Origin of the sequence: Xanthomonas sp. NCPPB 4467, from assembly GCF_041475665.2 — a bacterium.
GTDB lineage: Bacteria > Pseudomonadota > Gammaproteobacteria > Xanthomonadales > Xanthomonadaceae > Xanthomonas > Xanthomonas dyei.
Map to the genome: position 1 here is coordinate 3,159,631 of NZ_CM191260.1, position 25,754 is coordinate 3,185,384.

Annotated in this window: 12 protein-coding genes; 3 read left to right on the forward strand and 9 right to left on the reverse strand. The window is 65.7% G+C overall.

Features of this window, described 5'->3' with window-relative positions; all coding sequences use genetic code 11:
* Positions 1-67 precede the first annotated feature (67 nt).
* From ACCQ06_RS13925 to ACCQ06_RS13945, 5 genes are all read right to left on the reverse strand, one after another.
* Positions 68-2,500, reverse strand: coding sequence for a S9 family peptidase (locus ACCQ06_RS13925; RefSeq protein WP_372364375.1), 2,433 nt, complete (start codon positions 2,498-2,500; stop codon positions 68-70).
* A gap of 19 nt (positions 2,501-2,519) precedes the next feature.
* Positions 2,520-4,106 carry a family 43 glycosylhydrolase gene (locus ACCQ06_RS13930; protein ID WP_316686487.1) on the reverse strand — a complete coding sequence of 529 codons (1,587 nt, stop codon included), beginning with the start codon at positions 4,104-4,106 and terminating at the stop codon, positions 2,520-2,522.
* Entirely contained in the window at positions 4,103-8,497 is a 4,395-nt protein-coding gene (locus ACCQ06_RS13935) for an Ig-like domain-containing protein (RefSeq protein ID WP_372364376.1), read from the reverse strand. Before ACCQ06_RS13935 ends, ACCQ06_RS13930 begins: the two co-directional genes overlap by 4 nt.
* A gap of 304 nt (positions 8,498-8,801) precedes the next feature.
* Positions 8,802-11,552, reverse strand: a complete 2,751-nt coding sequence (locus ACCQ06_RS13940) for a TonB-dependent receptor domain-containing protein (RefSeq protein WP_372365815.1) — start codon at positions 11,550-11,552, stop codon at positions 8,802-8,804.
* Between the two features lie 604 nt (positions 11,553-12,156).
* A complete protein-coding gene (locus ACCQ06_RS13945; protein WP_316686494.1) occupies positions 12,157-14,520 on the reverse strand; it encodes a glucosidase family protein in 2,364 nt (787 codons plus the stop codon).
* A gap of 441 nt (positions 14,521-14,961) precedes the next feature.
* Here ACCQ06_RS13945 and ACCQ06_RS13950 point away from each other — a divergent pair, with 441 nt between their 5' ends.
* From ACCQ06_RS13950 to ACCQ06_RS13960, 3 genes are all read left to right on the forward strand, one after another.
* On the forward strand, positions 14,962-16,521 hold the full coding sequence (locus ACCQ06_RS13950; RefSeq protein ID WP_228325535.1) for a S53 family peptidase: 1,560 nt from the start codon (positions 14,962-14,964) through the stop codon (positions 16,519-16,521).
* Positions 16,522-16,833: 312 nt separating this feature from the next.
* Positions 16,834-18,000: a DUF5694 domain-containing protein gene (locus ACCQ06_RS13955; RefSeq protein WP_372364377.1), complete on the forward strand. Its 1,167-nt coding sequence runs from the start codon at positions 16,834-16,836 to the stop codon at positions 17,998-18,000.
* Between the two features lie 593 nt (positions 18,001-18,593).
* Positions 18,594-19,517 carry an IS110 family RNA-guided transposase gene (locus ACCQ06_RS13960; RefSeq protein ID WP_481103659.1) on the forward strand — a complete coding sequence of 308 codons (924 nt, stop codon included), beginning with the start codon at positions 18,594-18,596 and terminating at the stop codon, positions 19,515-19,517.
* 266 nt (positions 19,518-19,783) lie between these two features.
* Here ACCQ06_RS13960 and ACCQ06_RS13965 read toward each other — a convergent pair whose 3' ends face one another.
* From ACCQ06_RS13965 to ACCQ06_RS13980, 4 genes are all read right to left on the reverse strand, one after another.
* The gene (locus tag ACCQ06_RS13965) at positions 19,784-20,080 is read right to left on the reverse strand and encodes a flagellar basal body rod protein FlgC (RefSeq protein WP_104616355.1); all 297 of its coding nucleotides are present in this window, start codon (positions 20,078-20,080) and stop codon (positions 19,784-19,786) included.
* Positions 20,081-20,172: 92 nt separating this feature from the next.
* Positions 20,173-21,813 (reverse strand): DUF5597 domain-containing protein, encoded by a 1,641-nt coding sequence (locus ACCQ06_RS13970; RefSeq protein ID WP_372364378.1) that lies wholly within the window; start codon positions 21,811-21,813, stop codon positions 20,173-20,175.
* Complete coding sequence (locus ACCQ06_RS13975; protein ID WP_316686501.1) at positions 21,810-24,158, reverse strand: S9 family peptidase; 2,349 nt, start codon at positions 24,156-24,158, stop codon at positions 21,810-21,812. Before ACCQ06_RS13975 ends, ACCQ06_RS13970 begins: the two co-directional genes overlap by 4 nt.
* Positions 24,148-25,734 (reverse strand): APC family permease, encoded by a 1,587-nt coding sequence (locus ACCQ06_RS13980; RefSeq protein ID WP_316686503.1) that lies wholly within the window; start codon positions 25,732-25,734, stop codon positions 24,148-24,150. The genes ACCQ06_RS13975 and ACCQ06_RS13980 overlap by 11 nt, the downstream gene beginning before the upstream one ends.
* Between the last annotated feature and the right edge of the window lie 20 nt (positions 25,735-25,754).

Below are 25,754 nucleotides of genomic sequence, written 5' to 3' on the forward strand. Positions count from 1 at the left end.
GGCTTTGAGGTAACAGGTGTGCTCGACGCATGCACACGATCCCGCAGACCGCGGCATGCGCGTGCAATCACGCGGGTGGCGGCGCCACCGGTGCGCTGGACGATGCGCGATTCCACTCCGGCGTTGGTGCCTGCTGCATCCAGCGCACGAAAAAATCCAGCAGCCGACGACGGCCGTAACTGCCACCGGCGCCGTGGTCGCCGCCCGGCACCACCAGCAGATCGAAATCCTTGCCGGCCTTGATCAGGCGGTCGGCCACCTGGAAGGTGCTGGCGGGATCGACATTCCTATCCATGTCGCCGGTGACCAGCAGCAGATGCCCTTGCAGACGCGCGGCGTTTTCCACGTTGGACGATTCGGCGTACCACGGCCCCACCGGCCAGCCCATCCATTGCTCGTTCCACCAGATCTTGTCCATGCGGTTGTCGTGGCAGCCGGAATTGGCCACGCCCGCCACATAGAACTCGGGATGGAACAACAACGCGCCCAACGCGTTCTGACCACCGGCCGAGGTGCCGTAGATGCCGACGCCACCGCGGATGTCGTACCACGGGTACTGCGCGGCCACGGCGGTGTGCCAGGCGATGCGATCCGGCAGACCGGCATCCTTGAGGTTGCGCCAGGCCACGTCGTGGAAGGCGCGCGCGCGATTGTTGGTGCCCATGCCGTCGATCTGCGCCACCGCAAAGCCCAGCGCGGTCAGCGAGGGAATGGACGGGCTGAAGGTCTTCGGCACGAAGGACCCTTGCGGACCGGCATAGATGTCTTCGACAACGCGGTAGCGCTGCTGCGGATCCAACTGCTGCGGGCGATGGATCACGCCCCAGATCTCGGTCTTGCCATCGCGCCCTGGCGTATGGAACGGCAACGGTGCCTGCCAGCCGGCCGCCTGCAGGCGGCTCAGATCGGTGCGCTCGATGGTGCGTGCCACGCTGCTGTCGGTGCTGCGCCGCAGCTCCAGCACCGGGCCCAGATCCACGCGCGAGTACAGATCCAGCAACCACTTCCCGTCCGGGGAATACTGCACGGCATGGTCGGCCTGCTGCGGCGTCAGCGCGGTCAGGCCGCTGCCATCGATGCCGATGCGATAGGCGTGGCGGTAGTACGGATCTTCGCCGGGTTGCATGCCGGAGGCGCTGAAATACAGCTGCCCCGCTGCCTCGTCGATGCGATCGAGCTTGCGCACTACCCAGTCACCCCGGGTGAGCTGACGGATCACCGCGCCGGTGCGGCCATCGTAGAGATACAGATGCTCCCAGCCATCGCGCTCGGAGGCCCACACGATCTGCGCGCCATCGGCTAGATCGCGGCGCGCATGCTTGCCGCCGTCTTCGTGCTCGCCGCTGAGCTCGGAGTATTCGATGAAGGTGGGCGAGGTTTCTTCGATCAGCGTGCGCGCGGCGGCGCTGCGTGCATCCACCTCGATGACGCGGTACAGCTGATGCCCGCGTGCGTTGTACTCGAAGGTGAAACCGCGGCTGTCCTTCCACCACACCATCTCGCTCAAGGTGAACGCATTGGGCAGCAAGGTCATCGCCACCGGCTGCGCGGTGCGCGTGGCGAGGTCGAACAGCACCGGCTGCATCACCGGCAACACATCGCCCGGCTTGGGATAGACCTGCTGGTGCAGTTTGGGCTGCACGCGGTCGGCGGGTGCCGATTCGATGTAATAGACGATGCGCGGTGGCGGTGCCTTGACCCGATACGCCGCCAGATGCTGCGAATCCGGCGACCACACCAGGCTGTCCAGCGCGTAGTAATCGTCGGCACCGCCATCGCGACTGAGCACGCTGCGCTCACCGCCGCTCGCAGGCGCGATCACCACATTGGCCTGCTCCACCCAGGCGCGCCAGCGCCCATCCGGCGAGAGCTTGGCGTTGCGCTCGCCCTGCACGAGCGGGAGCCGCATGTCCATCGATTCCGGCTGCGCATCGCGGTCGTGCAGATGCGCGCAGGAATACCGCGCCAGCGTGCATTGCCAGCCGACGCCGGCGAGCTGGAACGTCAAACGGTCCTGCTGCAGGGTCGGCGCCTGCAGCGCCAGCGCTGCCGCATCCACCTTCTGCGCGCCGGCCTGGGTCAATGCCACCGCCAGGCGTGCATGGTCGAAGGCCAGCGTGTTGCGGCCGCTGGCGGCATCCACCATGCGGTATTCGATGGCCGGCGGCTGACCGTTGCGGGCAACGCCGCGTCGATACAGGAAGTGCCCGGCATCGACCCAGGTCGGCATGCTGGGCTCTTGCTCGACCAGCGACGCGTAGTGCTGCGACAGGCCGAGCGCACGCGTGTAATCCGCTGCAGTGGGGGCCGCTGCGGACGCGGATGTCGGCACCGCTGTCGATGTCGCTGCGGCGGCAGGCGTCGCTGCAGATGCAGGCACGGCAGCCGGCATGACGGCTGCAGCCGTCAACGCCAACTGCAACGGCCATCTGGCAACACACCGCAACAGCGCGCGGCAACGGAAAAACAGCCTAGGGATCATGCGCACTGCAAGCCTCATTGTGGTTGGGTCGTTACGCTCACGGCGCATCGCAGCGGCTGCTATCGGCGTCGCTGGCGGCCGGCAGACGTTGCGGCTGCGGTGCCAGCATCTCCCACTCCTGCACGGCCAGCGCGGCGTAACTGGCAGGTTTACCGGAGGCCTCCATCACCAGACGCACGCAGCGCGTGGTGACCGCTGCAAACGACACCGCCTCGTAGCGATCGGTGCGGGTGCCGTAACGATCGCGCGGCTGCACCGGATGCCATTGCGCGCCCTGGCGGTATTCCAGATGCCAACGCGCCGGCGGCGCCACACCGATCTGCGCGCCGGGCGGCTGATCGGCCCAGAACACCACGCGGGTACGGTCCAGGGTGACCGGCTGCGCCCAGCTGTATTGAATCCATTGCTGCGGCGGATTGTCTGGCGTCCAGCTGCCCCACATTTCCGGCGGCAGCGGATTGGCCTTGACCACACCATCGTTGAGTGCGGCCATCCAGTACTGCAGCGGAATCTGCGGCCCGTTGGACGCGGTGGCCACGGCGGACGGCGCCTGATTGCGCTGTGGCGGCAGCGCCGGTTGCGGGCGCCGGGTGGGGACGACGGTGCGGATGCTGGCCGGCTGGGTGCTGTCGTCCCACTGCAGCCGATCGATCGCCACGCTGCGACGGAAATGCCCGCCGCCGCGCGCATCGGCGGTGTGATAGACCAGATACCACTGCCCCTTGAAGGAGACGATGCCCGGATGCGAGGTGGTCGAGGACACCGGCCGCAGCACGATGCCGCGAGAGGTCCACGGCCCCAGCGGCGTCGGCGCGCTCGCATAGGCGATGCACGCGTGATACAGCGTGGGCGTACATGCCGAATCGCGGCCGGCATTGTTGGCCGCATACGCCAGGTAGTAGGTGCCGTTGCGCTTGAACAGCCACGGCGCTTCGAAATAACCGTCGAGCGTCTTCACCGCCACCGGTGTGCCCTTGAAGGTCACCATGTCGCGCTCCAGCTCCACCCCGAACAGCGCGCCGAAGGTGCCCCAGTACAGATACGCCCGGCCATCGTCGTCGACCAGCACGGTGGGGTCGATGTTCTGGATGGCGTTGCGGTTGGGCACCGACTGCGACACCACCGGCCCTTGTGGATGGGCATCGGTCCACGGACCGAGCGGACTGTCGGCAACTGCCACGCCGATCGCGAACGGATCCGGATTGGGCGCGTTGCGCTGCTGTACCGGCGCATACAGGTAATAGCGACCATCGGGCCCCTGCACGATCTGCGCGGCATAGGCGTAGCGCGCATCGGCCCAGGCGAACACCTGTTGCGGGCGTAGCAGGTCGCGGTAATGCGTCCACTGCCCGCTGGCCGGGTCGCTGCTGACGAACATCTGCCAGCCCGGCATGACGAACTCGTTGCGGTTGGGCGGCGCGGTGTCGCGCCCGGCCAGGATGTACAGCTTGCCGTCGGCCACCAGCGGCGCCGGGTCGGCCGAATAGGTACTGCCGTCGGCCAGGATCGGGTTGCCCGGTGCATGCAGCTGCACGCCCTGCGGTGGTACGGCGGCGCAGGCGGCAACGGCAGCCAGCGACAACGCGCCGGCCAATGCCAAGGTTCGCGCGAGGCTGCCGGTCATGGGGTCGATCCCTGGCGCTGGGCCGGCACCCTGGCCGCCTTGATCTGCACGCTGAGGGGAACCGACACCACCCCGGTGGGCGCACGCCCCTGCGCGGTGCCGGTCAGGCCGATCTGCCCGGGTTGCGCGTAACGCGCCAGCGCCAGCGCCAGCGCCGGCCATTGCACCGGCAAGCGCTCGCGCGAGCCGTCGTTGTATTGCACGCTCACAAAACTCGGCAGCGTGGGCGCCCGCCCCACCACGGCGCTCACCTCGGGCAAGGCCTGCACGGTGTTGATCTGCGCTGGCGGCGTGGCGCGTACCCAAACCGTGGCCTTGATCGGTAGCACGCCCTCCACCAGCCCCTGCAGCTCCACCGCACCTTCGCTGCCCAGCCGCTGCAGCGGCAGATCCGGCCATTGCACCGCCACCGGCAGCACGCTGCCATCGGCGAAGAAGGCGTCGACCTGCTGCGGCAACACCGGCAGCTGGCCGGGTGCGGTGCGCAGATCGATCGCCTCCACGCGCGTGGGCAACTCGGCGTGCACCTGCCATTCGTCCACACCGATAGGCATGCGCCCGTCGGCGCCAGGCTGGGTGCTGAGCACCGCACGCACCGCGGTGGTGACCACCGGTGCAAAGCTGGCCGTGCTGGCCGCGCCAATCGCAGCGGCGGCAATCGGGTAGCCGCCGTCGGCGACGATGTCCTGCCAGCGGCCGTCCTGCAGTGCCTGCAACGTCCAGCTGGCAGGCGCGGCCACCCCGCCACGCGGCTGGTCGTTCCAGAAGTAGAGCGTGCTGGACGACAAGCGCACCGGCCTCGGCCACTGGTACTGCAGCCAGAGCGTGGCCGGTTGTTCGCTGCCGTAACTGCCCCAGCGTCGGCTGCCCTTCGGCCGGCTACCCGCTGCGGGAATGACGCCGTCGTTGAGCGCCTGCACCCGGTACTGCGCGCCGGTGAGCTGCGCGCTGACCGTGGCCAGTTCGTGCAATGGCACGCGCTGCAGCACCGGCACGGCGGCCGCAAGCAGCTGCACATCGGCATGACCTTCCAGCGCGCCGTCGTTGGCCGCCAATCGCACCGTGTAAGCACCCGGGCGCGTAAAGCGCACCGCGGTCTGCAGCGCGGCAGCATCGGCGAATACCGCATCGCCCCCGTCCGGACCTTGCAGCATCTGCCAGCGCACCTGCAACGCTGCGTTGGGCAAACCGTCGTCGCCCACCCTGCCATTCACCCTTACCGTGCCGTCGGCACCCGCACCGGCATCTTCCAGCTGCCACGCCTGCACCTGCGGCGGCGCGTTGCCGGCAAACGCAGGCGCAGCCAGGCCGCTGTCGAACACCTGCAGTTCCTTGATGCCGGTGCGTGCGCTGCCGGCATGGGTCACCAGCACGCGCAGCGCACGCGTACGCAGCGCCGGAAAGCGCACCCGGTTGCGGTTGCCTACGGCGATCGCCGCATCGCGCACCTGCCCTGGAATGGTCTTCCAGTTGCCGGCACCCTCCTGGTACTGCACGACGTAGATCCATGGCGCGGCGTAGCCGGGATAGGTGCCGGACGGAAAGCCGTGCTGCTGGCCGCCAGGCGAGGAGCTGCGATAGAAATACAGCACCACCTGATCGACTTGCCGGGGCCGGCCCAGATCCAGGGCGATCCAGTCGCTGGCAGACGGCGACCCGGCAGTGCCCCAGAACGGCGTGCTCGCGGTGCTGCCGTCCACCGCCGCAGTAGCGGCAAAGCCTGGCGCGGCAAAACTGGCGGTGACCTGTGCGGCTTGTGCAAGGTTGTGGTTGGCGGTGGCCGGCAGCGTCACATCCACGCCGGCCTTGCTCAGCAGTTCGGCGATGCGCGCATCTGCGGCGATCGGCACCTGCGTCATCGACGCCAGGTGCGCCGGGTACGCCTCCAGCACCTGCGCCGCGCCGTTGCCATTGACCGCATCGGGCGCCGCACTCACCTGCCCACTGGCCGGGTCGTAGATCACATGCGCAAGCCGGTCCACGCGAAACGCCAGCGTGCCATCCAGATACACGCTGTAGCCCTGCGGTGCCCTGCCCGCGTAATGGCGCCCATCGCGGTCCCAGACGATGCTCAGATTGCGATCGCGGTAGCGCAGATTGTCGGCGGCAAAATGGTCCCACCCGATGTCGATGGGATACAGCTCGATCTTGTCGTCGTTGCGCGGACGCAGACCCATCGCATCTTCGATCATGGTGAAATTGGTCGCCCCTAGCTGGGTGTGATGAATCCACGAGCGGTACGCGATCTTGCCGCCATCGCTGGCGCTGCCCTTGGCCCAGAATTCGTTCTGATCCGGATAGCGGTTGTCGCCATCGATGTAAGGCGCCCATGCGTTCCAGTACAGCAGCGTGCGGTAGCTCTGCGCGCTCAGAAACGGGCTGGGGTAATCGCGCAGCGCCTCGCCGAGCAGACGGAATGCAACCGTCGCGTTGATGGTGGAAAAGTTATTGCTGCCCGCATCGGCGCCACTGCTACGCGCCTGCAGATCGACCTGATTGGCGGTGTAGAACGGAAACAGCGGGTATTGCGCTGCATCGGCAAACAAGCGCAAGGCGCGCGCATATTTGGGGTCGTGATCGGCATCGCCCTGCTTGGGCATCAGCCCCACGCTGAAGGGGTAGTAATTGTTGGTTTCCTTCCAGTCCACCGGCAGGCGCGGTCCCTTGGCCTGGCGATGTTTGAGCAGTTCGCCGTGCAGGCCCACCGAATCGGCGCTGTCGCTGTGGTCCTGCCACAACACCTCCAGCACCGCCTTGCGAATGCGCTGTGCGGTGGCCTGCATGCGCTGCGCGGTTGCGCTGTCGCCAGCCAGTTGCGCCGCCTGCGACGCGGCTTGCGCGTTGGCATAGACGTAAGCGCTCTCGGTGCGATCCATGCGGATTTCGCCGTGCTTGGCCGCCCAGTCGAACGACACCGCATCGGCGTCGTTGCCGGTCATCGCCGCCCAGTCGTATTCGATCAGGCCGTTGTGGTTGAGATCGTAGGCAGCCAGCACGCCGTCCACGTCGCCACTGCCGTAACGGGCCAGTTTTGCGGCCAGTGCCGGCGGGCCGCCATGCAGCTGCATCGAGCGCCATGCGGCGGCGGTGATGTATTGCGCGTACGAGTTGGACCAGTTTTCCGGCGAGCCGGGATTGTCGGTGTACTTGCCGCCGCCCGCGGTCTCGCCTGCACTGAGCCAGCTGCCGTACGCATAGCTCGGGTCGCGCAGGTATTTCAGATCGTCCAGGAACATGCCGGTGGTCAGCACGATGGCGTTGTTGTAGCCCAGCACGCCCTCGATGGCGACCGGAAACTGGTAATCGTTGCCCGGCACGTTGGCGTCGAGAAAATTGAAGCGCAGCGTCCACCAGCGATAGAACAGGCTCTTGGTTATGTTCTCATCCGGCGTATCCAGATACGGCACGTTATCCACCCACCAGCGGTTGTAGCTGGCGACGTGCTCCTGGTAGGCCTGTTGCGGCAACTGCGCGGCGATGCGGGCGTACTCGGCCTGCGCCTGCGGCAGCTCGTGCGTGAGCAGACCCAGTTGTAGTTTCAGCGCCGGTGTCTCGCCGCTGGCCGGCACCGCCACCTCGCGTACCAGCTGGTTGCCGTCCACCCGAAAGCCATCGCCGGACAAGCGTGGAAACACTGTCGTGATCGCGTTGTAGGCTTCGAAGGCGCCGGTCAACGCATTGCCATCGGCATGCTGCGCCAACGGCGACAGCGCCTGCACCGACAACGTATGCGCCGCACCGTCCAGGCTGGACAGCACGATGCTGGCCACCGCCACATTCTGCTCGGTGATGTACTTGACCAGGCGCATCCGCACGCCCGCATTTGTATCCTCGAACACGGTACTGAAATAGCTGGGCGTCTGGCGACGCTGTTGCGAGCGCTCGGTCCACTGCACCGCGCGCTCGCCTTGCGTGGAAAGGATGCGCAACAGCGCGTCGTAATCGGTGGTATGCCAGTACGCCACCTGGCCGACGAAGCCGGGAATTTCGGGGTGATGCGTGGCCAGAAACGCCGCGCGCCCGCGCGTGAACAGCCAGTCGTTCTCGTCATCGAAGCCGCCAGCGGTGCCTTCGCGCACCAGCATGCGATCGATCCAGAAATCGTTGCCCGCAACCTGCCCTGCCCCGCGCGCGCGATCGGCAGCATAAATCCGCGCCAGCTGCCCACCAGGTGCGAAGGCCACGCCGCTGTCGGGCAGCGGATGCGCCAACCCATGAAAACGCGGATCGCCGATCGCCGCATTGGCGAGCGCCACGGGCGCGTGTGGTGCCGGTTTGGCGAACGCCACCGGCATCCCGACCAGCGCGCCGGCCCAGAGCAAGCCTGCCAAACCCGCACGCATGCCACGCCCCTTGCGACACCGCGACATCAACACTCGGGACGTGCGCATGCAATGGCTCTGTAGAAGGTGCTGTGTATCGGCTTGGCCTGTCATTGGAACAGTTGCGCGACACGCGACGCCGCGGCAGCAAACGTCTGCTGCAACATGCCGTCGTCTGGTCGTAAACACGCAATGCTCAGCCCGACCCGGCGACAACGGCCCAGCATAAAGTCACGCGCATCCCCACGCTGGCCGCATGCGAAGCACGGCATGGACAAGCGAATACCGCCCGGCTGCTGCATGCGCCGCGCATGGCGCGCAACAGTGGCACGGCGCGCGATTCGCCGCGTTGTGGAGACACCTCCCATCCAGCTCAAAACTCCGTCCGCAGCCGCGCCCAGAACGAGCGCCCCAAGGTGTCGTAGGTGGTGGCATCGGTATTGGCGGCGTTGGAGTAGCTATAGAACCGGGGCGGTGCGCGATTGCCGAGGTTGTCCACCCCGATGGCCAGCGTGCTGTGCAGAGCTTCCAGCTTCCGGCTCAGCGACGCATCGTGATAGACCACCGAGCCGATCGGGAAATAGCGGCAGCTGCCGTCGGCATTGGTGTCGGCGCAGAAATTGTCGTACTGGCTGCCGTTGACGGTGCGGCCCAGGTAACGGGTGTTCCAGCTCGCATGCCATGGGCCCTTGTCCCAGGCCAGATTAGCCACCGCGCGCCAGCGCGGCATATTGCCCCAGCCGGAATTTTCGCCGACGTAGTTATGCGTTTCTCCAGCGAAGCGATAATCGGAGAAGAACGTCGCATCCAGCCCGGCAGCAAAACTCCCCCACGCGGTGTCGGCCAGCGTGTAGTGGATGCCGGCATCGTAGCCACGGATATCGACCTTGCCGCTGTTGTAGGCGAACGGCACCGACACGCGCGTCAACTGCCCGGTCGCGTCGCGCTGGATCAGCGGGCAGAACGCGGCCTCGCGTCCCTGGAAGCAATCGTTGACCACTTGCTGCAGGTCAACGCCGGTCAGCATGTCCTCCAGCACCACGCGCCAGCTGTCCACGTTGAGCGACAGGCCGCGCACCTGGTCGGGGTCGTACACCACCCCGACGTTGTAGGAGCGGCCACGCTCGGGCTTGAGCTGGAAGCCGACATTGTTGGCGCCGGAGGTCACCACGTTGAACTGCGCGGTATTGGTGAAGCTGCCATCGTTGGGCACATTGGCGCAGGCCGGATTCGGCGCGGCGCCGGCATAGCCATTGCATGGGTCCTCGAAATCGCCGGTGGTGTCGATCACCGCGGTGTAGGGCGAGCCATACAGATCGCCCAGCGCGGGAGCGCGAAACACCTGCGAGCCGGTGGCGCGCACCAGCAAATTGGCGATCGGCCGCCATTCGATGGCGACCTTGCTGTTGGTCGTGTTGCCCCAGGCGTCGTATTTGGAATAGCGCGAGCCCAGATTGAGATTCAGGCTGCTGGCAAACGGCACGTCTTTCAGTAGCGGCACCAACAACTCGGCATAGGCCTCGCGCACCGATTCGTCGCGGCCCTGCCGGAGGATGCAGCCGTCGTTGTAATCGCAGTTGCCGTCGGCATCGGCGGCGGCCACCTCGCTGGTGGTGCCCTGTGCGAATTTGTTGGTGCGATAGACCAGACCCACCGCTGCCTGCACCGCACCGGCCGGGAGTTTGAACAGATCGCCGTTGGCGCTGATATCGACAAAACGCATCTGGCTCTCGTCGATCAGATCCACCGGCCGCTGGGTGCCGCGTAGCGCGGCAATGGTGGCCGGATCGGTGGGGTTGAAGATATTGATCGGCGTACAGCCGGCGATCACGGCACCGGGCGCGCCGCACTTGACCACCCCGTCGCTGTCCAGGAACGAGGCGCCGGTGGCGTTGTTCAATGCCGAGGTGATGGAGAAGCCAGTGCGCACCAGGGTGTCCTTGTAGCGTGCGTAGCCTGCCGCCGCATCCCACTGCCAACTGGTGCCTTGCACGCGCCCGCGCAAGCCGGCCACGATGTTGGTCTGGAACATCGTCGCGGTATAGACGCGCGTATTGGCCTGGGTGGAGCGCAGCAGATAACGGTCCAGCTGATCGCCGAACGGGTTGTAGTAGTTGTCGGCCGCGCCCTGCATCTCCATGCCGTATGCGGGCAGTTGCGAGGTCGTCTCGCTGCGGGTCCAGAACACGTCGGTATAGGCCTGGATGTCCGGGGTGATGTCGAAGCTGCCGTGCAAGGACGCGTTGGTGCGCTTGATCGGCGTGATCAGATACTGGCCGTCGTAGGCGTTGTAGCTGTCGGTGGCCGGATCGTACGGGCGAAACGCATCTTCGCCGACCGGCCCGGGCGGCACCCCGTCGACCGGCGTCACGCGACGCCCATCGTTGAGAAAGGCGCGGGTATTGCCGCCGCGGATCTCGCTGACCTGCCCATTCAAGAATTCCACCGCCTTGGCGGCATAGCGGCGGTCGCTGTTGAACACCGGGTTCATCGAATTGCGCGACAGCCCCACGATCACCCCGCCGCGGTCCCAGGTTTTGCCCCACTCCAGGCCCAGCGTGCGGCTATTGGCATCGCCATGCGTGCTCTGGGCGTAATCGACCGTGGCGGCAAAGCCATCGTACTTGTCCTTGAGGATGATGTTGACCACCCCGCCGATCGCATCGGAGCCATACACCGACGAGGCACCGTCGGTGAGCACTTCCACCCGCTCCACCATCGCCACCGGGATCGCATTGACATCAACGCCGGGTGCCGACGCAACGCTGCTGGCCGGCCCGGCCATGCGGTGACCGTTGACCAGCACCAGGGTCCGTTCCGGTCCAAGGTTGCGCAGCGATACCAGCGCGCGGCCATGGCTGAAGCCGGAGTTGAGCGCCGGGCCGGGCATGAACCCGGACATCGCCGGGAGCTGCTGCAACAACTGGCCCAGCGTGCTTTGCCCGCTGTCTTCGATGCGCTGACGGTCGACCACGATGACCGGGCTGGCGGTTTCGGCATCCACGCGACGCAGATGGGTGCCGGTAACGTTGACGCGGTCCAGTGTCTGGGTGGCATCGTCGTCGGCCTGGCCGATTTGCTGCGCGAACGTCGGCGCGCTGGCAATGGACAAGACCAGCACGATCGCATCGATCAGCGGGCGACGCCGGGAAACACGGCACTGCGACAACACAGCGAAGCGGCTTGGCGACATCGGATTTCCTTGTACTTTCGAGGGGAAAACAGCAAACCTGCGCGCACGGCCACGCCGCGCTGCGGCAGCGCAAGATGAGAGATGGATCACGACAAAAATGGCACCAGTGGGCTGCCGCATGACGCGGCAACCGGCAAGACAGAACGACGACGAGGCTGCCCTCCCCCCGAGAGCACGCAACCCATACAGAGCAGGCCACGCGAAAAAAGCTTGCGACAATGCCGCACTGGCGTCTTGACGAATTTATCCGGCACTCGTGCGGAAATTCACGTGCTTTTGCCATAATGTCGACATAAAGCACAGTCGCACTTGGCAAGCGGTGATCGCGTCCACCTGGTACATGCCGGATCGCATGCACGCCGCTGATGGCAACGCAGTTGCGGGATTGCGCGCTTCACGGCCAGCGCGATGGCAAGACCACTGCAGACACACTGAAAAGTAACCTTGTTACCGCTAGTGCAGTAGACGGCGATCGATGTCGATCGCCGGGCTCAGATCGCGCCGCGAGTGGATGGCGGCAGTGCAGCGACGTGCATCACACGTACCAGGCCTGCACCTGCACCTGCACCGCTGCAGCGCTTTGCGACACCGCCACCCGATCCGCATGCGGGCCTTGCAGACGCGCCGCTCGCCCATCGACCAGCACGCGTTGCAGTCGCGTGCCGGCTGGCGCTCGCAGCGTCAGCCAGGTGCGCTTGGGAGCGCGCTCGGGCAGTTGTACCTGTGCATCGATACGGCGTGCAGCGGTGTCGGTCCGCAAGGTCAACGTGACCGTGCCCCAACGTGTCGGTGCTGCGGTAATACCGACCGCCTCGCCACTGGCCAGCCATGCACGCGGCACTGCACGCGCCAGAAATAACTGTTCGCCCGCGCTGTCGTCGCTGACCAGCATCCAGCGCAACAACAGCGGGATGGTCATCTGCGCCGGCATGCAGAACAACGGCATGCCGCCGGTGATGCCGCTGACTTCGCCCGCCGTCCAGCTGCCACGCGTGTGCACCTGATAGCGGTGCGCGTAGACGAACAACAGATACTCTTCGATGCGGTCCAGCCGCAGCAGCTGTTGCGCATACCCGTAGGAAATAAACCCCAGCAGATCGCGGCTGCCCGGCTCAGGTGGCGCGATATTGGCCACCACGCCGATGCTGGTGCCGCCGTGGCCGCGCAGGCAGTCGATCACCAGATGGGCAAGCTCGTCCGGCAACACATCGGCCTGCAGCAACTCGGCATAGGCGCGATGCGGCCACTGCTGCTCGCTGGGTTTTTCCTGCAGCAGCGATTGCCGAAAGGTCAGCGTGGTACCCGGCAGCGGGCCGACATACGGCGGCGACAGATCGCGGCGCACATTGGCACGCAGGCTGGCTTCCAGCCGTGTGCGCAACTGCTTCGCGCGGCGCTGCCATTGGCTTGCCTGTGCCGCATCGCCACCGAGCGTGCTCCAGACCTGCGCGAGGTCCTCCCACCCGCGAACTGTCAGCGCGCTGTTGGCGTAATACGGCTTCCACCACAGCGATGGATCGGGAAACAGGCACGCATCCGATTCGTTCCAGCCATGCAGCAGGCCGTGCCCGGACGCATTGCGCGGCAATGCCAATGCCTGATCGTGCAACGCGCACAACAGCTGCGCGGTGGCCGCAATCTTGGGCAGCAATCGGCGCAGGCGCGGTGCATCGCCGGTGTAGCGCAGATAGCGCGCCAGCAACGACAAGGTCAGACCGAACTGCCCCACCTCCGGCCCACGCATGTTCGGCAGGCCATCGTCCTGCACGAACGCATCGAAGTAGTTGTCCAGCACCGCAGCAGCCTGGGCAAAGCGGCCCCATTCCAGATTTGCGTAGAACGCGCTGGTAAAGGTGTCCTGAAAGCCGTCGTACTCGTTACCGTAATAGTCGCGCTCCACCGCGCCGTACTTGGGGTAATCGCCACCGGGCCGCACCACCAGCTCGCGCGCGAACGCGAATTGCGCCATGTCATTCCAGCTGGCATCGGGCAGTTGCGCCTGCACCGTGCCGTCCAATGCCTGTTGCCAGTACGCTGCGAAATCGATCAGCGCCGCATAAAACTGCTCCGCGGTGGCCGGCGTGCGCAGCGTGCCGAACGCGGGATAACTGTGCGTGTAGTGCACCGCCACGATCTGCCCGCCACGGACCTGCATGGTGCGGTGCCAGGTCTGTACCACAAAGCGGTCGGGCGCACGCACATCGGCAAAAACCAGCACGTCGTACCAGGCGTCGGCCTCGCCCTCGCGGCGCATCACCTTGCGCACCGCCGGCATCCAGCCACCGAGCATGCCTTCTTCGCGTCGCTTGATCAGCGCCTCCTCGCCCAATTCGGTGAAGGCATGTTCCGGACGCGAGGTGCGGCTGCGGCCGTTGGGCAGGATCGGCATGGTGTCCAATGCTTCGCGCGTGCCGACGAACGTGGTCCACGGCCAGCGCCCACCATTGTCCTTGGGGTCCAGCAAGGACGCCGGCGGTGGTGCGACATCGCGTACCTGCGCCTCGTCCGGGTCGCCGTCACGCAGCAAGCGATCGGCAAGCAGGTCGGCGTCGGCCATGGCGACCTGCGCCAGCGGCATGCCGAAGTACGGCGCCCCTGCCGCCGGGTAGGCAGCCTCGGTGCGTTTGTCCAGGCGCAGCATGCCGCTATCGGTCCACAGCGTGAGCTGGCCCTGCGGGTCGTCGAGCTGCTCGTAGACGGTCCACTGTTGCTGCAGGTGCTCAAAACTGCACAGCTTGCTGCCCAACTGCGCGGCTGAAGGCAATGCTTCCAGGCGCGGCCGTAATGCTGCAGGCGGCGCGGCCGCGCTGGTCGACACCGCGTGACCCGCCAGCGCAGCGCCGGCCCCCACGGCCGCGGTCGCTGCCATGCCTTGCCGCAGAAAGGTTCTCCGGTCCATCGTCGTGCCCTTGGGTGGTCGTAACCGCATCCTGCGCGCATGCACCCGCCACGTCTTGTGGCAGTGGTCCGACGCGAATGCGGAAATCTGCATACAGACCGATTCGCTGGCGCGTGTGCGGTGGTGCCTGCCGCAACCTTGCGGCACGCAGACAACGCTGGCGCCTGTCGCAGGATCTCAGGCGCGCAGTGGACAACGCTGCTCCGCCCGCGCTGCTTCGTCCTCAGCGGCATGTCTCACGCCGCACAGCCGCTGCGTTGGTCTTGCTTCGCATCGCGATCGATCGTGCGCGCCAGCAACGGTCCGCGCAAACGCGCGGTGCGTTTCAATGGAGCGCGCTGATGGCTGCAACCACCGTTTGTCGCGCTGCAGTCCTTCCACCGGCGATGTGCATCACGCGCTACCGGCAATCGCCCCCCTTGATGGAGCTCTCCACACCCGATGCATACCATTCTCCCCGGCAGCGAACGCCCTACCGCGCCATCCACTCGCGAGACAGGGCTGCCGGCGGTGGACGAGCGGCTACGCGTGCTGCTCGCCGTGCGCATGCCCGCACTCGACGCCGCCGCTCAGGTCTTGCTGCAGCTACAGGCCAACACCTTGCCGGTGCCATTTTCGCGCGAGCAATTCAGTGCGCGCTTCGCTGCCAGCCAGGCAGATCTGCAGGCAGTTGCGCAGTTCGCCACCCGCTACGGGCTGACGGTAGAGCGCGCGCACGCAGACAGCGGCAACGTGATATTGGAAGGCACCGTGCAGCAGTGCGAGGCGGCGTTTCAGGTGAGCCTGCGCGAGTACGTGCGCGGCGCGTTGCGGTATCGCGGACGCACCGGCCCGGTGTCCATCCCGCAGGCGCTCGCCGGCATTGTCACCGCGGTATTGGGGCTGGACGCGCGCCCACAGGCGCAGACCTTGCCCGCCACCCCGACACCCTCTCCAGCCCCCATGCCCGCACCGCCCGCTGCCGAAGGCCAGGCGCCCGTGATGCACTACACCCCGCCGCAGCTGGCGCAGCTGTACGGCTTCCCCGAGCACGACGGGCACGGTCAGTGCATCGGCATCATCGTGCTGGGCGGCGGCTACGCACGCGCGCAGATGGAAAACTACTTTGCGCAGTTGCGTCTGCCCATGCCCACCCTGGTGGACGTGCTGTTGCCAGGTGCGCAGAACGTCGTCAGTGCCGGCACCGAAAATGCCGATATCGAAGCGCAGATGGACATCCAGATCGCTGGCGCGATCGCACCGGGCGCCAAGGTGGTGATGTATTTCGCACCCAATACCGACAACGGCTTTCTCGAGGCGATCAATGCCGCCATCCACGACGCCGAACATGCGCCTGGCGTGATCGGCATCAGCTGGGGCTTCACCGAAGCGCAGTGGACGCCGCAGTCGCGCCAGGCTTACGACTGCGCGTTTCGGGCGGCCGCCTTGCTGGGCGTCACCGTCTGCATTGCGGCCGGCGACGATGGCGCCAGCGACGGCCAGCCCGGCTTGAATGTGTGCTTTCCCGCGTCCAGCCCGTTCGTACTGGCCTGCGGCGGTACGCGGCTGCATGTCAGCGCCGACAGCGTGGACGAACAAGGATGGTCCAACGGCGGCGGCGGCCAGAGCGAGGTCTTTGCGCGCCCGGCCTGGCAGCAGGATCTTGTGTTGACCGATGAACACCATCGGCCGCAACCACTGCAGATGCGCGGCGTGCCGGACGTGTCCGCCAATGCCGATGCGCAGACCGGTTACTACCTGCACATCAACGGGCAACCGGCAGTGATGGGCGGCACCAGTGCGGCCGTACCGCTATGGGCGGCGTTGCTGGCGCGCATCTATGGCGCAAACCGCATGCAACCGCGATTTGTGGTGCCGCGCCTGTACGGCCAACCCGATGCCTTTCGCGACATCGTCGCTGGCGACAACGGGGCATTTCGCGCTTCCACCGGTTGGGATGCCAATACCGGATTGGGCGTGCCCGACGGCGCGCGATTGACGGCCTTGCTGCGGCCGGACTGAGCGCGCTACGCGCAGTTGTCGTGGCGGCCTGGCGGCTACGGGAGCGCGGTGCACGCGTGGTGCTCGCCGCTGGGGCCAAGCGTGCCTGAGGCGAATACCGGCGCTGCGCGCGTGACGCTTGCCGCGCGCCGTGGTCGATACTGCCGCACCAGGCCAGCGCGCTGCACGGCATCGCGCTGCCGCCCCTGCCATTTGGCTGCATGACTTTCCGGCCGGGCTCGATGCCCGCCGCATCGGCCACACTCGCGGCACGTCCACTGCCGCAGGGTGCGCCTGCGGCAGCGCGGATGCGGTTATGCCACAAGGACCGTCATGCAGCCCCCAGCACCTTGCACCTCGAACGGCGTCGACGCAGCAGCGTCGCGTTCCACCGCAACACCCGTCTTGACCGCACTGCTGCACCCCCGCCGGCTGTGCCTCGTATTGCTGACGCTCATCGCACCGGGCATCGCGCAGGCACACGTGGACCTGTCGCACCTGGATGCGGACATGGCCGCGCCACGCACCCAGGTGCTGGTGCTTGGCAGCGTGCACCCGTCGCAGTTGCCCGAGGGCAGCGACATCAGTGCAGCGCGGCTGCAACCATTGCTGGACCGGTTGGCGGCCTATAAGCCGACCATCATCACGACGGAGGATCTGTCGGGCGAAACCTGCGATCTGATGCGCCGGCACCCCACGGTCTATCTGCCGGAAGACAGTGCGGCCTATTGTCCCAAGGTCGACGACGCAGCACGTGCGACCGGCCTGGATGTGCCGGCCGCCATCGGCAAGGTGCGTGCAACACTCAAGAGCTGGCCCAGCGCGCCGACGCCGGCGCAGCGCCGGCAGCTGGCTGCAGTGTTTCTGGCCTCGGGCGATCCGTCGTCTGCACTGGTGCAGTGGCTGCAGCTTGCGCAGGCAGAGCAACGCGCTGGCGATGGGTTGGATACAGCGCTCGTCGCGCGGCTGCGCGCTGCGGAACAGCGCCAGGACGAGAGTAGCCAGATCTCCGTGCCGCTGGCGGTACGGCTGGGACTGCAGCGGGTCTACCCGGTCGACGATCACACCGGCGACAACGTGCAGGTGGACGACCCGGCGGCCTACGGCACTGCCGTCCAAGGGGCCTGGGAAAAAGCCGCGCCGCGCGCCAGCACCATGCTCGCGCAGAAAAAACAGCTGGCGCAGCAAGGCAAGCTGTTGGAGCTGTATCGTGCGATCAACCTGCCGGCCAACCAGCAGTTGTCGATCGATGTGGACTTCCGCGCGGCGTTAAGCGAGAAGTCGCCGCAACACTACGGCTATCGCTACGTGTCCGGCTGGGAAATCCGCAACCTGCGCATGGTGTCCAATGTGCGTGCCAGCTTTGCCGACCAACCCGGTGCACGTGTGCTGGCAATAGTCGGCGCCACGCACAAGCCCTGGTTCGATCATTTCCTGGGACAGCTACAGGGCGTGGAGATCGTCGATGCAGCGCAGGTGTTGGGCACTGACGGGCGGTGACGAGCAGTGAGTACAACCACTTCAGCATGACGCTCCAGGTCAGCAGCCTAGTCAGTCGAGGGCGCGGTGCTCTCACCGATTGCGGGACACGCCGTGAACCCGTCCCTGGAGCTCGGTGGCGGCATCCATGCCGCCACACGGTCCCGCAATCGGTGAGAACACCGCACCAGACAGTGAATTGGTTGCTTTCTTGCAAGCAGAGTTAACAGGTTGCTTTCTTACAAACGTGGCCGTTGATCTGCTTGCGTTGGAAGGATGACAAGACGCGCCGTTATCCGAACGCGGACGTCATGCCTTGCTTGCACCATGCACACCGACACTCTTGATTGGTCCTTGCCCGCCCACCGTCGCGGGACCTTACGCGGCATGGATGCCGCGTAAGAGCCTTATCTGTTCGGAATCTGGCAGTTTAGGTGTCGAGAGCCGGCGTGGGCTGCCGTCAGAGCCTGGATCTCAGCGATCGCCATGTAGCTTGGTACCCACGCCGGATTCTCCCTTGATTCGCCCGAACAGTTGCCCGAGCTGACACTCGAAACGATAAGACTGGGCAAGCGAGGGAGCTCTCGACATTTTTAGCCTAGCGGAGATTTCCCATGAGCGGAATCGGGATCGATGTGTGCAAACACTTTCTGGACGTTGCCGTTTTTCGAGGCCAAACCCGTCAGTTCACCAACACCGCAGGCGGTCATCGGAAGCGTGTCGATTGGCTGAAGACGCTGTCGGTGCGGCAGGTGGTGCTGGAGGCGACCGGGGGCTACGAGCTGGCAGCGCTGGATGCCTTGCATCACGCCGCACTGCCGGTAGCGCGCGTCAATGCACAACGGGCACGCAACCTGGCCAACGGTTTGGGACTGGCCAAGACTGACCGGCTGGACGCGGCCATGTTGGCCTGCATGGCCGAGAAGATGGAACTCCATCGGTATGTTCCACTGGAACCCTGGCAGCGCGATCTGGGCGAGCATGTACGTGCCCGTCGGCAACTGGTCGAACGGCTGAAAGCAGCAAGGCAGCAGTTGCTGCAGGTTGCGGAAAAAGCGCTACGAAAGATCCTGCAGGGCAACGTGAACCAGCTTGTGCGCAGCGTGGCGCGGCTAGACAACCTGATCGCCGGGCAGCTGAAGACGCTGCTCATCGAGCAACCGCACCTGGCCGCGTTGAAGACGCTCAAAGGGGTCGGTCCGGTGCTGCTGGCCGTGCTGGTGTCCCGGTTACCGGAGCTTGGGACGCTCAACGGAAAGCAAATCTCCCGATTGGTTGGCGTTGCCCCGCTCTCGCGCGACAGCGGCGCGATGCGTGGTAAACGGGGGATCGGCGGAGGCCGAGCCGATATCCGGCAGGCGCTGTATATGGCGGCGATGTCCTCGGCTCGGCACGAGCCAGGTCTGCGCGATTTTTACAGATCGCTGCGCACACGCGGCAAGGAAGGCAAGGTCGCCCTCGTGGCGGTGATGCGCAAGATGCTGGTCATCCTCAATGCGCGCGTGCGCGATCAAAGAGCCGCTCTGCAGCCCACCTGAGCGCGCTCGGCGGCCGTGAGTAAACGCAAAAGCGTGCTAGCCAGCGGCCGGCACCTACCGATGAACACGCCCGAAGGAAACTGATCAAAGGTCGCGGATTGAGGTCCTGACCAACACAGTTGCTACATGGACGTACTTGCGGCGCGTCCCGCGATGGTGGGCGGGCAAGGGCCCTGCAGCGAAGTGGCAGACAAGTGTCGCCAAGCACGGCATCAAACGGACAGCCGTGCATTAGATCGACAACGGCCGTCGTCCACTCCGGGCTCTCAGCTCAATACGTCCAACAAGCTACCCAACATCTCGTCGGAGCGCCGTAGCGCAGCGGCGTTGGCCTGGAAATCGTTGCGTGCCGATAGCCCTTCGACCAGATCAGTGGCTGGCGCAGAAGGATCGGAGCTGGCATCGACCACGCTGGCCGCCACTCCACCATTGGCTTGCGTGCTGGCCGCAACGGCCTGACGCGGACTGCCGTCCACCGGCTGGCGGGCCACATTGCTGGCGGCCACCTGCTGACGCAGCGCGGCGACCTGCATTCCGGAACTGGCGATGCTGCTGATGCTCATGGTGGCTCCGGTGTGGCGGTTAGTGGATGCAAACAAGTACCCACGCGTTGCAGACAGCATGCGAAGGGCGGCAACGACACGATCAGCAAGGCTCAGTAAGAACCGACGCGCACCCGCAGCACGACAGGTTCCTGGCTGGCCGGACCCCCGCGGCCGAAGTTGAGCCCGTAGTCGGTCTGGTCGCCGTTGAGCTGCTTTTCCACCTGCCAGCGCCCGTCGACATACCGCCCCTGCTCCACCCGCAACAGCTGTCCATGACGGGTATCGGCCGCCTCGCGGAAAAATTCAATGCGCGCGGCCATGCCGGTGACCAGAAACTCCTCCGGCCCCAGCTGCGCCACCAGCAGCCGCCCGCCGTGATCGTCGTTGCCCGGCAGGATCGCCGGCGCATCGCCCCACATCGGCGCGCCGAACGACACCTTGGCCTGCCAATCGCCAAAGCGCAGGGTGCGTTGCGGCATGCCGGGCTGCTCGGCAATGGCTTGCAGCCGTCCGTCGAAGGCGGCCTGCGCCAGCACGCGTTGCAGCGGCGCCAACAACTTGAAATTGGCCGCATGCGCAGCGACGGCAGCGCGATTGGCGTCGCTATCCGGGTTGCCGTCCATGCCGAACACCGAAAACCCGATCCCGCCCTGCCCCAGCACATGGAACAGGTACGGCGCCGTCGCCGCTTCGAAGCCGGTCTCCGACACCCAGGCCGGATTATCCGGCCGCGCGTACTGGCCGATGACCTTGGTGTATTCGTTGTAATCGCTGGTGTAGATGTCGGTGCCGATGAAGTCGATGGACGGCGTGGCCGCGCGCCACAGTGCGAACACATTCACCGTTGCGCCGCCGGACGGGTAATCCATGCCCGGGTAGCGCTTGCCCTTGTAGCGCAGCCAGGTATTGACGTAGAGCGGCAGCGGATACGCACGCTTGCCGGCCGCGGCCACCTGTTCGATATACGCGGCGGTGGCATGCGCATTGAAGGCTTCCGCTGCCTCGGCACCGAACAGCTGCTGCCAGCTGCCCTGCGGCTTGCCCAACGCCTTTGCGATTGCTGCAGGCACCGGCTGCGCAAACGCCGCCTCGCCGGCCGGTCCGTGGTCGCGCACCGTGCCGATGGCACCGGGTTCGTTTTCCACCTGCACCAGAATCACTGTGTGGCGGTCGCCATCGACCTTGCGCAGATGCTGCATCAACGCGGTGAACGCACGCGCATCGGCCTGCACATTGGCGGCTACATGCGGGGATAGCACATCCACCGGCGTGCCATCGGCATCGCGCATGCGCGGATACGTGGCATCGTCGCGCTTGATCCACTCCGGCACGTAATGCATCTGGCCGTTCTTCCAGCTGCCGAACCACAGCAGTGCAACGCGCAGGCCGCGCTTGCGTGCGCCGGCGATCAACGCATCCACATTGGTGGTGTCGAAACGGCCCGGTGCCGGCTCGAACTGCTCCCAATATACCGGCGCTTCCACGGTGTTTGCATGCAGCGCGACCACCTCGTCCAGTGCCTGCGGCAACACTGCCGGCCATGCGCTGGAGTTATGCAATTGCGCGGCCAACATCGTATACGGCGCACCATCGACGAAGACCGCATGGCGGCCGTTCTGGCTGACGAAGCGTGGCATTTCTTCCGCGCATGCTGCCGGTGTCATCGCGACTGCCAGCAACGACAGCACACACCGGCAGACAACCGCGCGGCCACGCCGGCGCATGGCGGATAAACGGGCAAACAGCATCAACGAGCCTCCGGGGTGGATGAATTCCAATGCGGCGTGGGCTGCCCGAGCAGGTGGCGCACGAAGAAGTCGTACTGGCGGCGTTGCACGTAGTCGATCGGCCCGCTGGAGCGGCCCACCGAATGCTCGCCGCCCGGCACGTTGAGCAGGTCGAAGTCCTTGCCGGCCTTGATCAAGGCATCGGCCACCTGTGCGGTGGAGGCAGGATCCACGTTGCTGTCCTGCTCGCCCACGATCAGCAGCAGGTCGCCCTGCAGCTTGGCCGCATTGACCACCCCCGAGGCAGCGGCATAGCTGGCATCCACCGGCCACCCCATCCACTGCTCGTTCCAGCTGATCTTGTCCATGCGGTTGTCGTAGCAACCGGCGAACGCCACGCCCACCTTGTAGAAATCCGGATGGCGCTCGAGCGCGCCCAAGGTGCTTTGCCCACCGGCAGAAGCGCCGTAAATACCAACGCGACTGATGTCGTAGGAAGGATCTTTGGCCGCCAGTGCACGATGCCAGGCGATGCGATCGGGGAATCCGGAATCGCCCAGATTCTTCCACGCCACATTATGAAATGCCTTGGAGCGGTTGGCGGTGCCCATGCCGTCGATCATCACCACGATGAAGCCCAGATCCGCCTGCGCCTGCATGCCGATCTGCTTGTCGCCGCCGGAGTGATAGCCGAACGGCCAGAACGTCTTGGGCACGAACGAGTCGTGCGGGCCGGCGTAGATGTTTTCGATCACCGGGTATTTTTTGTGCGGGTCGTAATCGCGCGGCCGCACCACCATGCCCCAGATGTCGGTGCGGCCGTCGCGGCCCTTGGCGACGAAGGTTTCCGGCGCACGCCAGCCTGCGGCAAGCAAGCGATCGATGTTGCCGCGTTCCACTTGCTGCAACAGCCGGCCGTCGATGGCATGCAGCTCCATCACAGGCGGCAGATCCGGGCGCGAGTAGACATCGACGTAATGCCGGCCATCGTCTGCAATCGCCACCTCGTGATCGGCATCGGCGGTGGTCAGTCGCGTCAAGTTGCGCCCATCGAAATCCACGCTGTAGAGCTGGTGATAGTACGGGTCCTTGCCGGCATCCATGCCGCTGGCGGTGAACCAGATGCGGCGCTGCGCATCGTCGACCTTCAGCACATCGCGCACCACCCAGGGCCCCTGGGTGACCTGCTCGATGATGGTGCTGTTATGGCCGTCGTACAGATACAGATGTCGCCAACCGTCGCGCTCGGAGATCCACAGAATCTGGTCGCCATGCGCATCCACCTCATGGCGAAAGCTGCGGTCGGCATAGACGAACGTGCGTGCGTCCTCGCCCACTGCCACATGCGCCTGCCCTGTGGCGCCATCGATCGCAATCACGCGCATGCGCTGAAACCCGCGTTGCACGTACTCAAAGCTCACACTGCGCCCATCCGCCCGCCACTGCAGCGGCGACAACGAATACGGTGTGGCGAACAACGCGTTGTCCACCACGCGGCGTGTGCCATCCACCGCCAGCAGCACCGGCCGTTCCACATCCACCGCATCGCCAGGCTTGGGATACAGCTGGGTGTGCACCACCGGCTCAAGACGTCCGACCGGCGCGGCTTCCACACGGGTGACTCGGCGCGCAGTACCTGGCCGCACCCGATACACCGCCAGCTGCTGCGAATCAGGCGACCAGGCAATGCTTTCAGGATCGAAATAATCCTCGGCACGGCCATCGTCGGTACGCTGCACGAGGTGACCATCGGCCACCCGGCGCACGACCAGGTTCCAGCCATCGGCCAATGCCTCCCACTGCCCGTCGGGCGAGCGGCGCGGCGCGGTATCGGCCGTTACGTCCGGGTCGCGCACCACGCCAAAGCCGCGCGGCCGCTGCTGCAACTGCGGCTGCCGGCCGGGGGCGTCGGGCGCGCACTGATATTTGGTCAAGGTGCAGCGCCACGCAGCGTCCTCAATGGCGAACACGATCGCGCCATCCGCACGCGTGCCTTCCTGCGAGTACACAAACTGCTCGAACGGCAACCCCAACGCCGTATAGGCGACGCCAGTGGCAGCTTGCAGCGCCTGCGCCACGCGCGCCTGGTCGAAGGCCGGCTGCTTGTGCAATGTGGCAACGTCCACGCGGATGAAAGCGAACCCGCCAGGCACGGTCTTACGGTAATAGAACGTGCCGTCGTCCTGCCACTGCGCTGGCCAGGCGACGTTTTCGGTCAACGTGCTCCAGCGCGCGCGCAGGCCGAGCGAGCGTTGGTAATCGGCCACACTGGGCGCCGCCTGCGCAGTGGCCGCGAGCAACAGCATGCAGGCGGCGATGACGCGCGCCGCCTGCGTTATCCATGCGTGACGCCAGGCGTCATTCGCCATCGTCTTCTTCCAATGCCAGTTCGTCATTGCGCAAGCCGCTGCGCGCGCCCCAGTGATAGATGAAGAACGCAATCACCGCCACGCTCAGGGTATCGAACGGATGCGCGATCCAGCCATGGCCGCCAAACGTACCGGCCCACGACACCGCCATCACCAGCACGAAGAACACGATCAACCACAGCGACGCACGCACCTGACGCAGCAAGCGCGCCCTGCCCTCGCGCGATGGCAACCGGTACAGCACGTACAGGACAAAGGCGAGCACTTGCAGGCCAAGCAACCACGACAAGGTGGGCCAGGTGGACCAGTACACGATCAACGCCGCCACCATGAACGACAGCGGCCCCAACACCGTCAAACCGCGCACATAGAACGGCCGCGGCAAGTCCGGCGCGCTGCGGCGCAAGGCAGCCACCGTTACCGGCGCCACCGCATAGCTCAGCACCAAGGCGGCCGATACCACCCCGATCAGCGTCTCCCATGACGGGAACGGCAGCGTCCAGAAGATCGACAGCCCCAGGCTCAACCACAACGCCGGACGCGGAATCCCCGACGCCGGGTCTACTCGCGTCAGCACCGGCAGAAATCCACCGCTGCGTGCCCAGCCATACACCACGCGCGGCGTGGCATTCATGTAGATATTGCCGGTGCCGCTGGGCGAGACCATCGCATCGCAGATCACCAGCGCCGCCAGCCATGCCATGCCCAAGGCCAGCGCGATGTCGTGATACGGCAACGAAAATGCCTTGTCGATGCCGCTCCAGCCCTGCGCCAGTTGCGCAGCCGGAATACTGCCCAGAAAGGCAAGTTGCAGCAGCACATAGATCACCGTGGACAGCGCCACGGACAGGATCAAGGCAATGGGAATATTGCGCTGCGGGTCGCGCACTTCGCTGGCCACCGACACGATGGGGGTGAGCCCCAGATACGCAAAGATGATGCCACCGGCGGAGATCGCCGCTTCCACCCCGGCCATGCCCGACGGGGCGAACCCATGCACGCTCAGGTTGTCTGCGTTGAAGTGCTTCATCAGCAGCACGATCACCAGGATCGGCACCAGAAACTTGAAGATGCTGACGATGTTGTTGGCCAGCGCAAAGGTCTTGACGCTGAAGTAGTTGAGCACGAAGAACAGCAGCAGCAAAGCCAGCTGCACCAACCAGCCCCACACGCTGGGATGGCTGCTGCCTGGCTGACTCAGCCAAGGAAACCACGCTGCCGCATATTGCCGCGCGGCTTCCACCTCGATCGCAATCAGGCTGGAAAATGCGATCAAGGTGATGAAGCCGGTCAACGAGCCCAGCAAGGCACCGTGCGAATACTCCGGGTAACGCACTACCCCGCCCGCCCGCGGCAGTGCGGCACCGAGTTCGCAATACACCAGCCCCAGCAGCAACACCGCAATGCCGCCGAGAATCCATGACAGGATGCCGGCCGGCCCGGCGATCGAAGACACATGGCTTGCGGAAAACAACCACCCCGAGCCGAAAATGGAACCCAGGCCGATAAAGGTCAGGTCGGTCAGGCTCAGTCGCTTGTGGAACTTGCCTTGCGTGGTCGCACCGTGTGTTGTCATACGTCGCCCCGAAGAGTGGA

Coding starts and splice junctions, on each gene's coding strand:
- ACCQ06_RS13945 (WP_316686494.1), bottom strand. CDS start 14,520: ATGGACCGGAGAACCTTTCTGCGGCAAGGCATGGCAGCGACCGCGGCC.
- ACCQ06_RS13930 (WP_316686487.1), bottom strand. CDS start 4,106: ATGACCGGCAGCCTCGCGCGAACCTTGGCATTGGCCGGCGCGTTGTCG.
- ACCQ06_RS13925 (WP_372364375.1), bottom strand. CDS start 2,500: ATGAGGCTTGCAGTGCGCATGATCCCTAGGCTGTTTTTCCGTTGCCGC.
- ACCQ06_RS13960 (WP_481103659.1), top strand. CDS start 18,594: ATGAGCGGAATCGGGATCGATGTGTGCAAACACTTTCTGGACGTTGCC.
- ACCQ06_RS13965 (WP_104616355.1), bottom strand. CDS start 20,080: ATGAGCATCAGCAGCATCGCCAGTTCCGGAATGCAGGTCGCCGCGCTG.
- ACCQ06_RS13935 (WP_372364376.1), bottom strand. CDS start 8,497: ATGCGCACGTCCCGAGTGTTGATGTCGCGGTGTCGCAAGGGGCGTGGC.
- ACCQ06_RS13980 (WP_316686503.1), bottom strand. CDS start 25,734: ATGACAACACACGGTGCGACCACGCAAGGCAAGTTCCACAAGCGACTG.
- ACCQ06_RS13950 (WP_228325535.1), top strand. CDS start 14,962: ATGCATACCATTCTCCCCGGCAGCGAACGCCCTACCGCGCCATCCACT.
- ACCQ06_RS13975 (WP_316686501.1), bottom strand. CDS start 24,158: ATGGCGAATGACGCCTGGCGTCACGCATGGATAACGCAGGCGGCGCGC.
- ACCQ06_RS13955 (WP_372364377.1), top strand. CDS start 16,834: ATGCAGCCCCCAGCACCTTGCACCTCGAACGGCGTCGACGCAGCAGCG.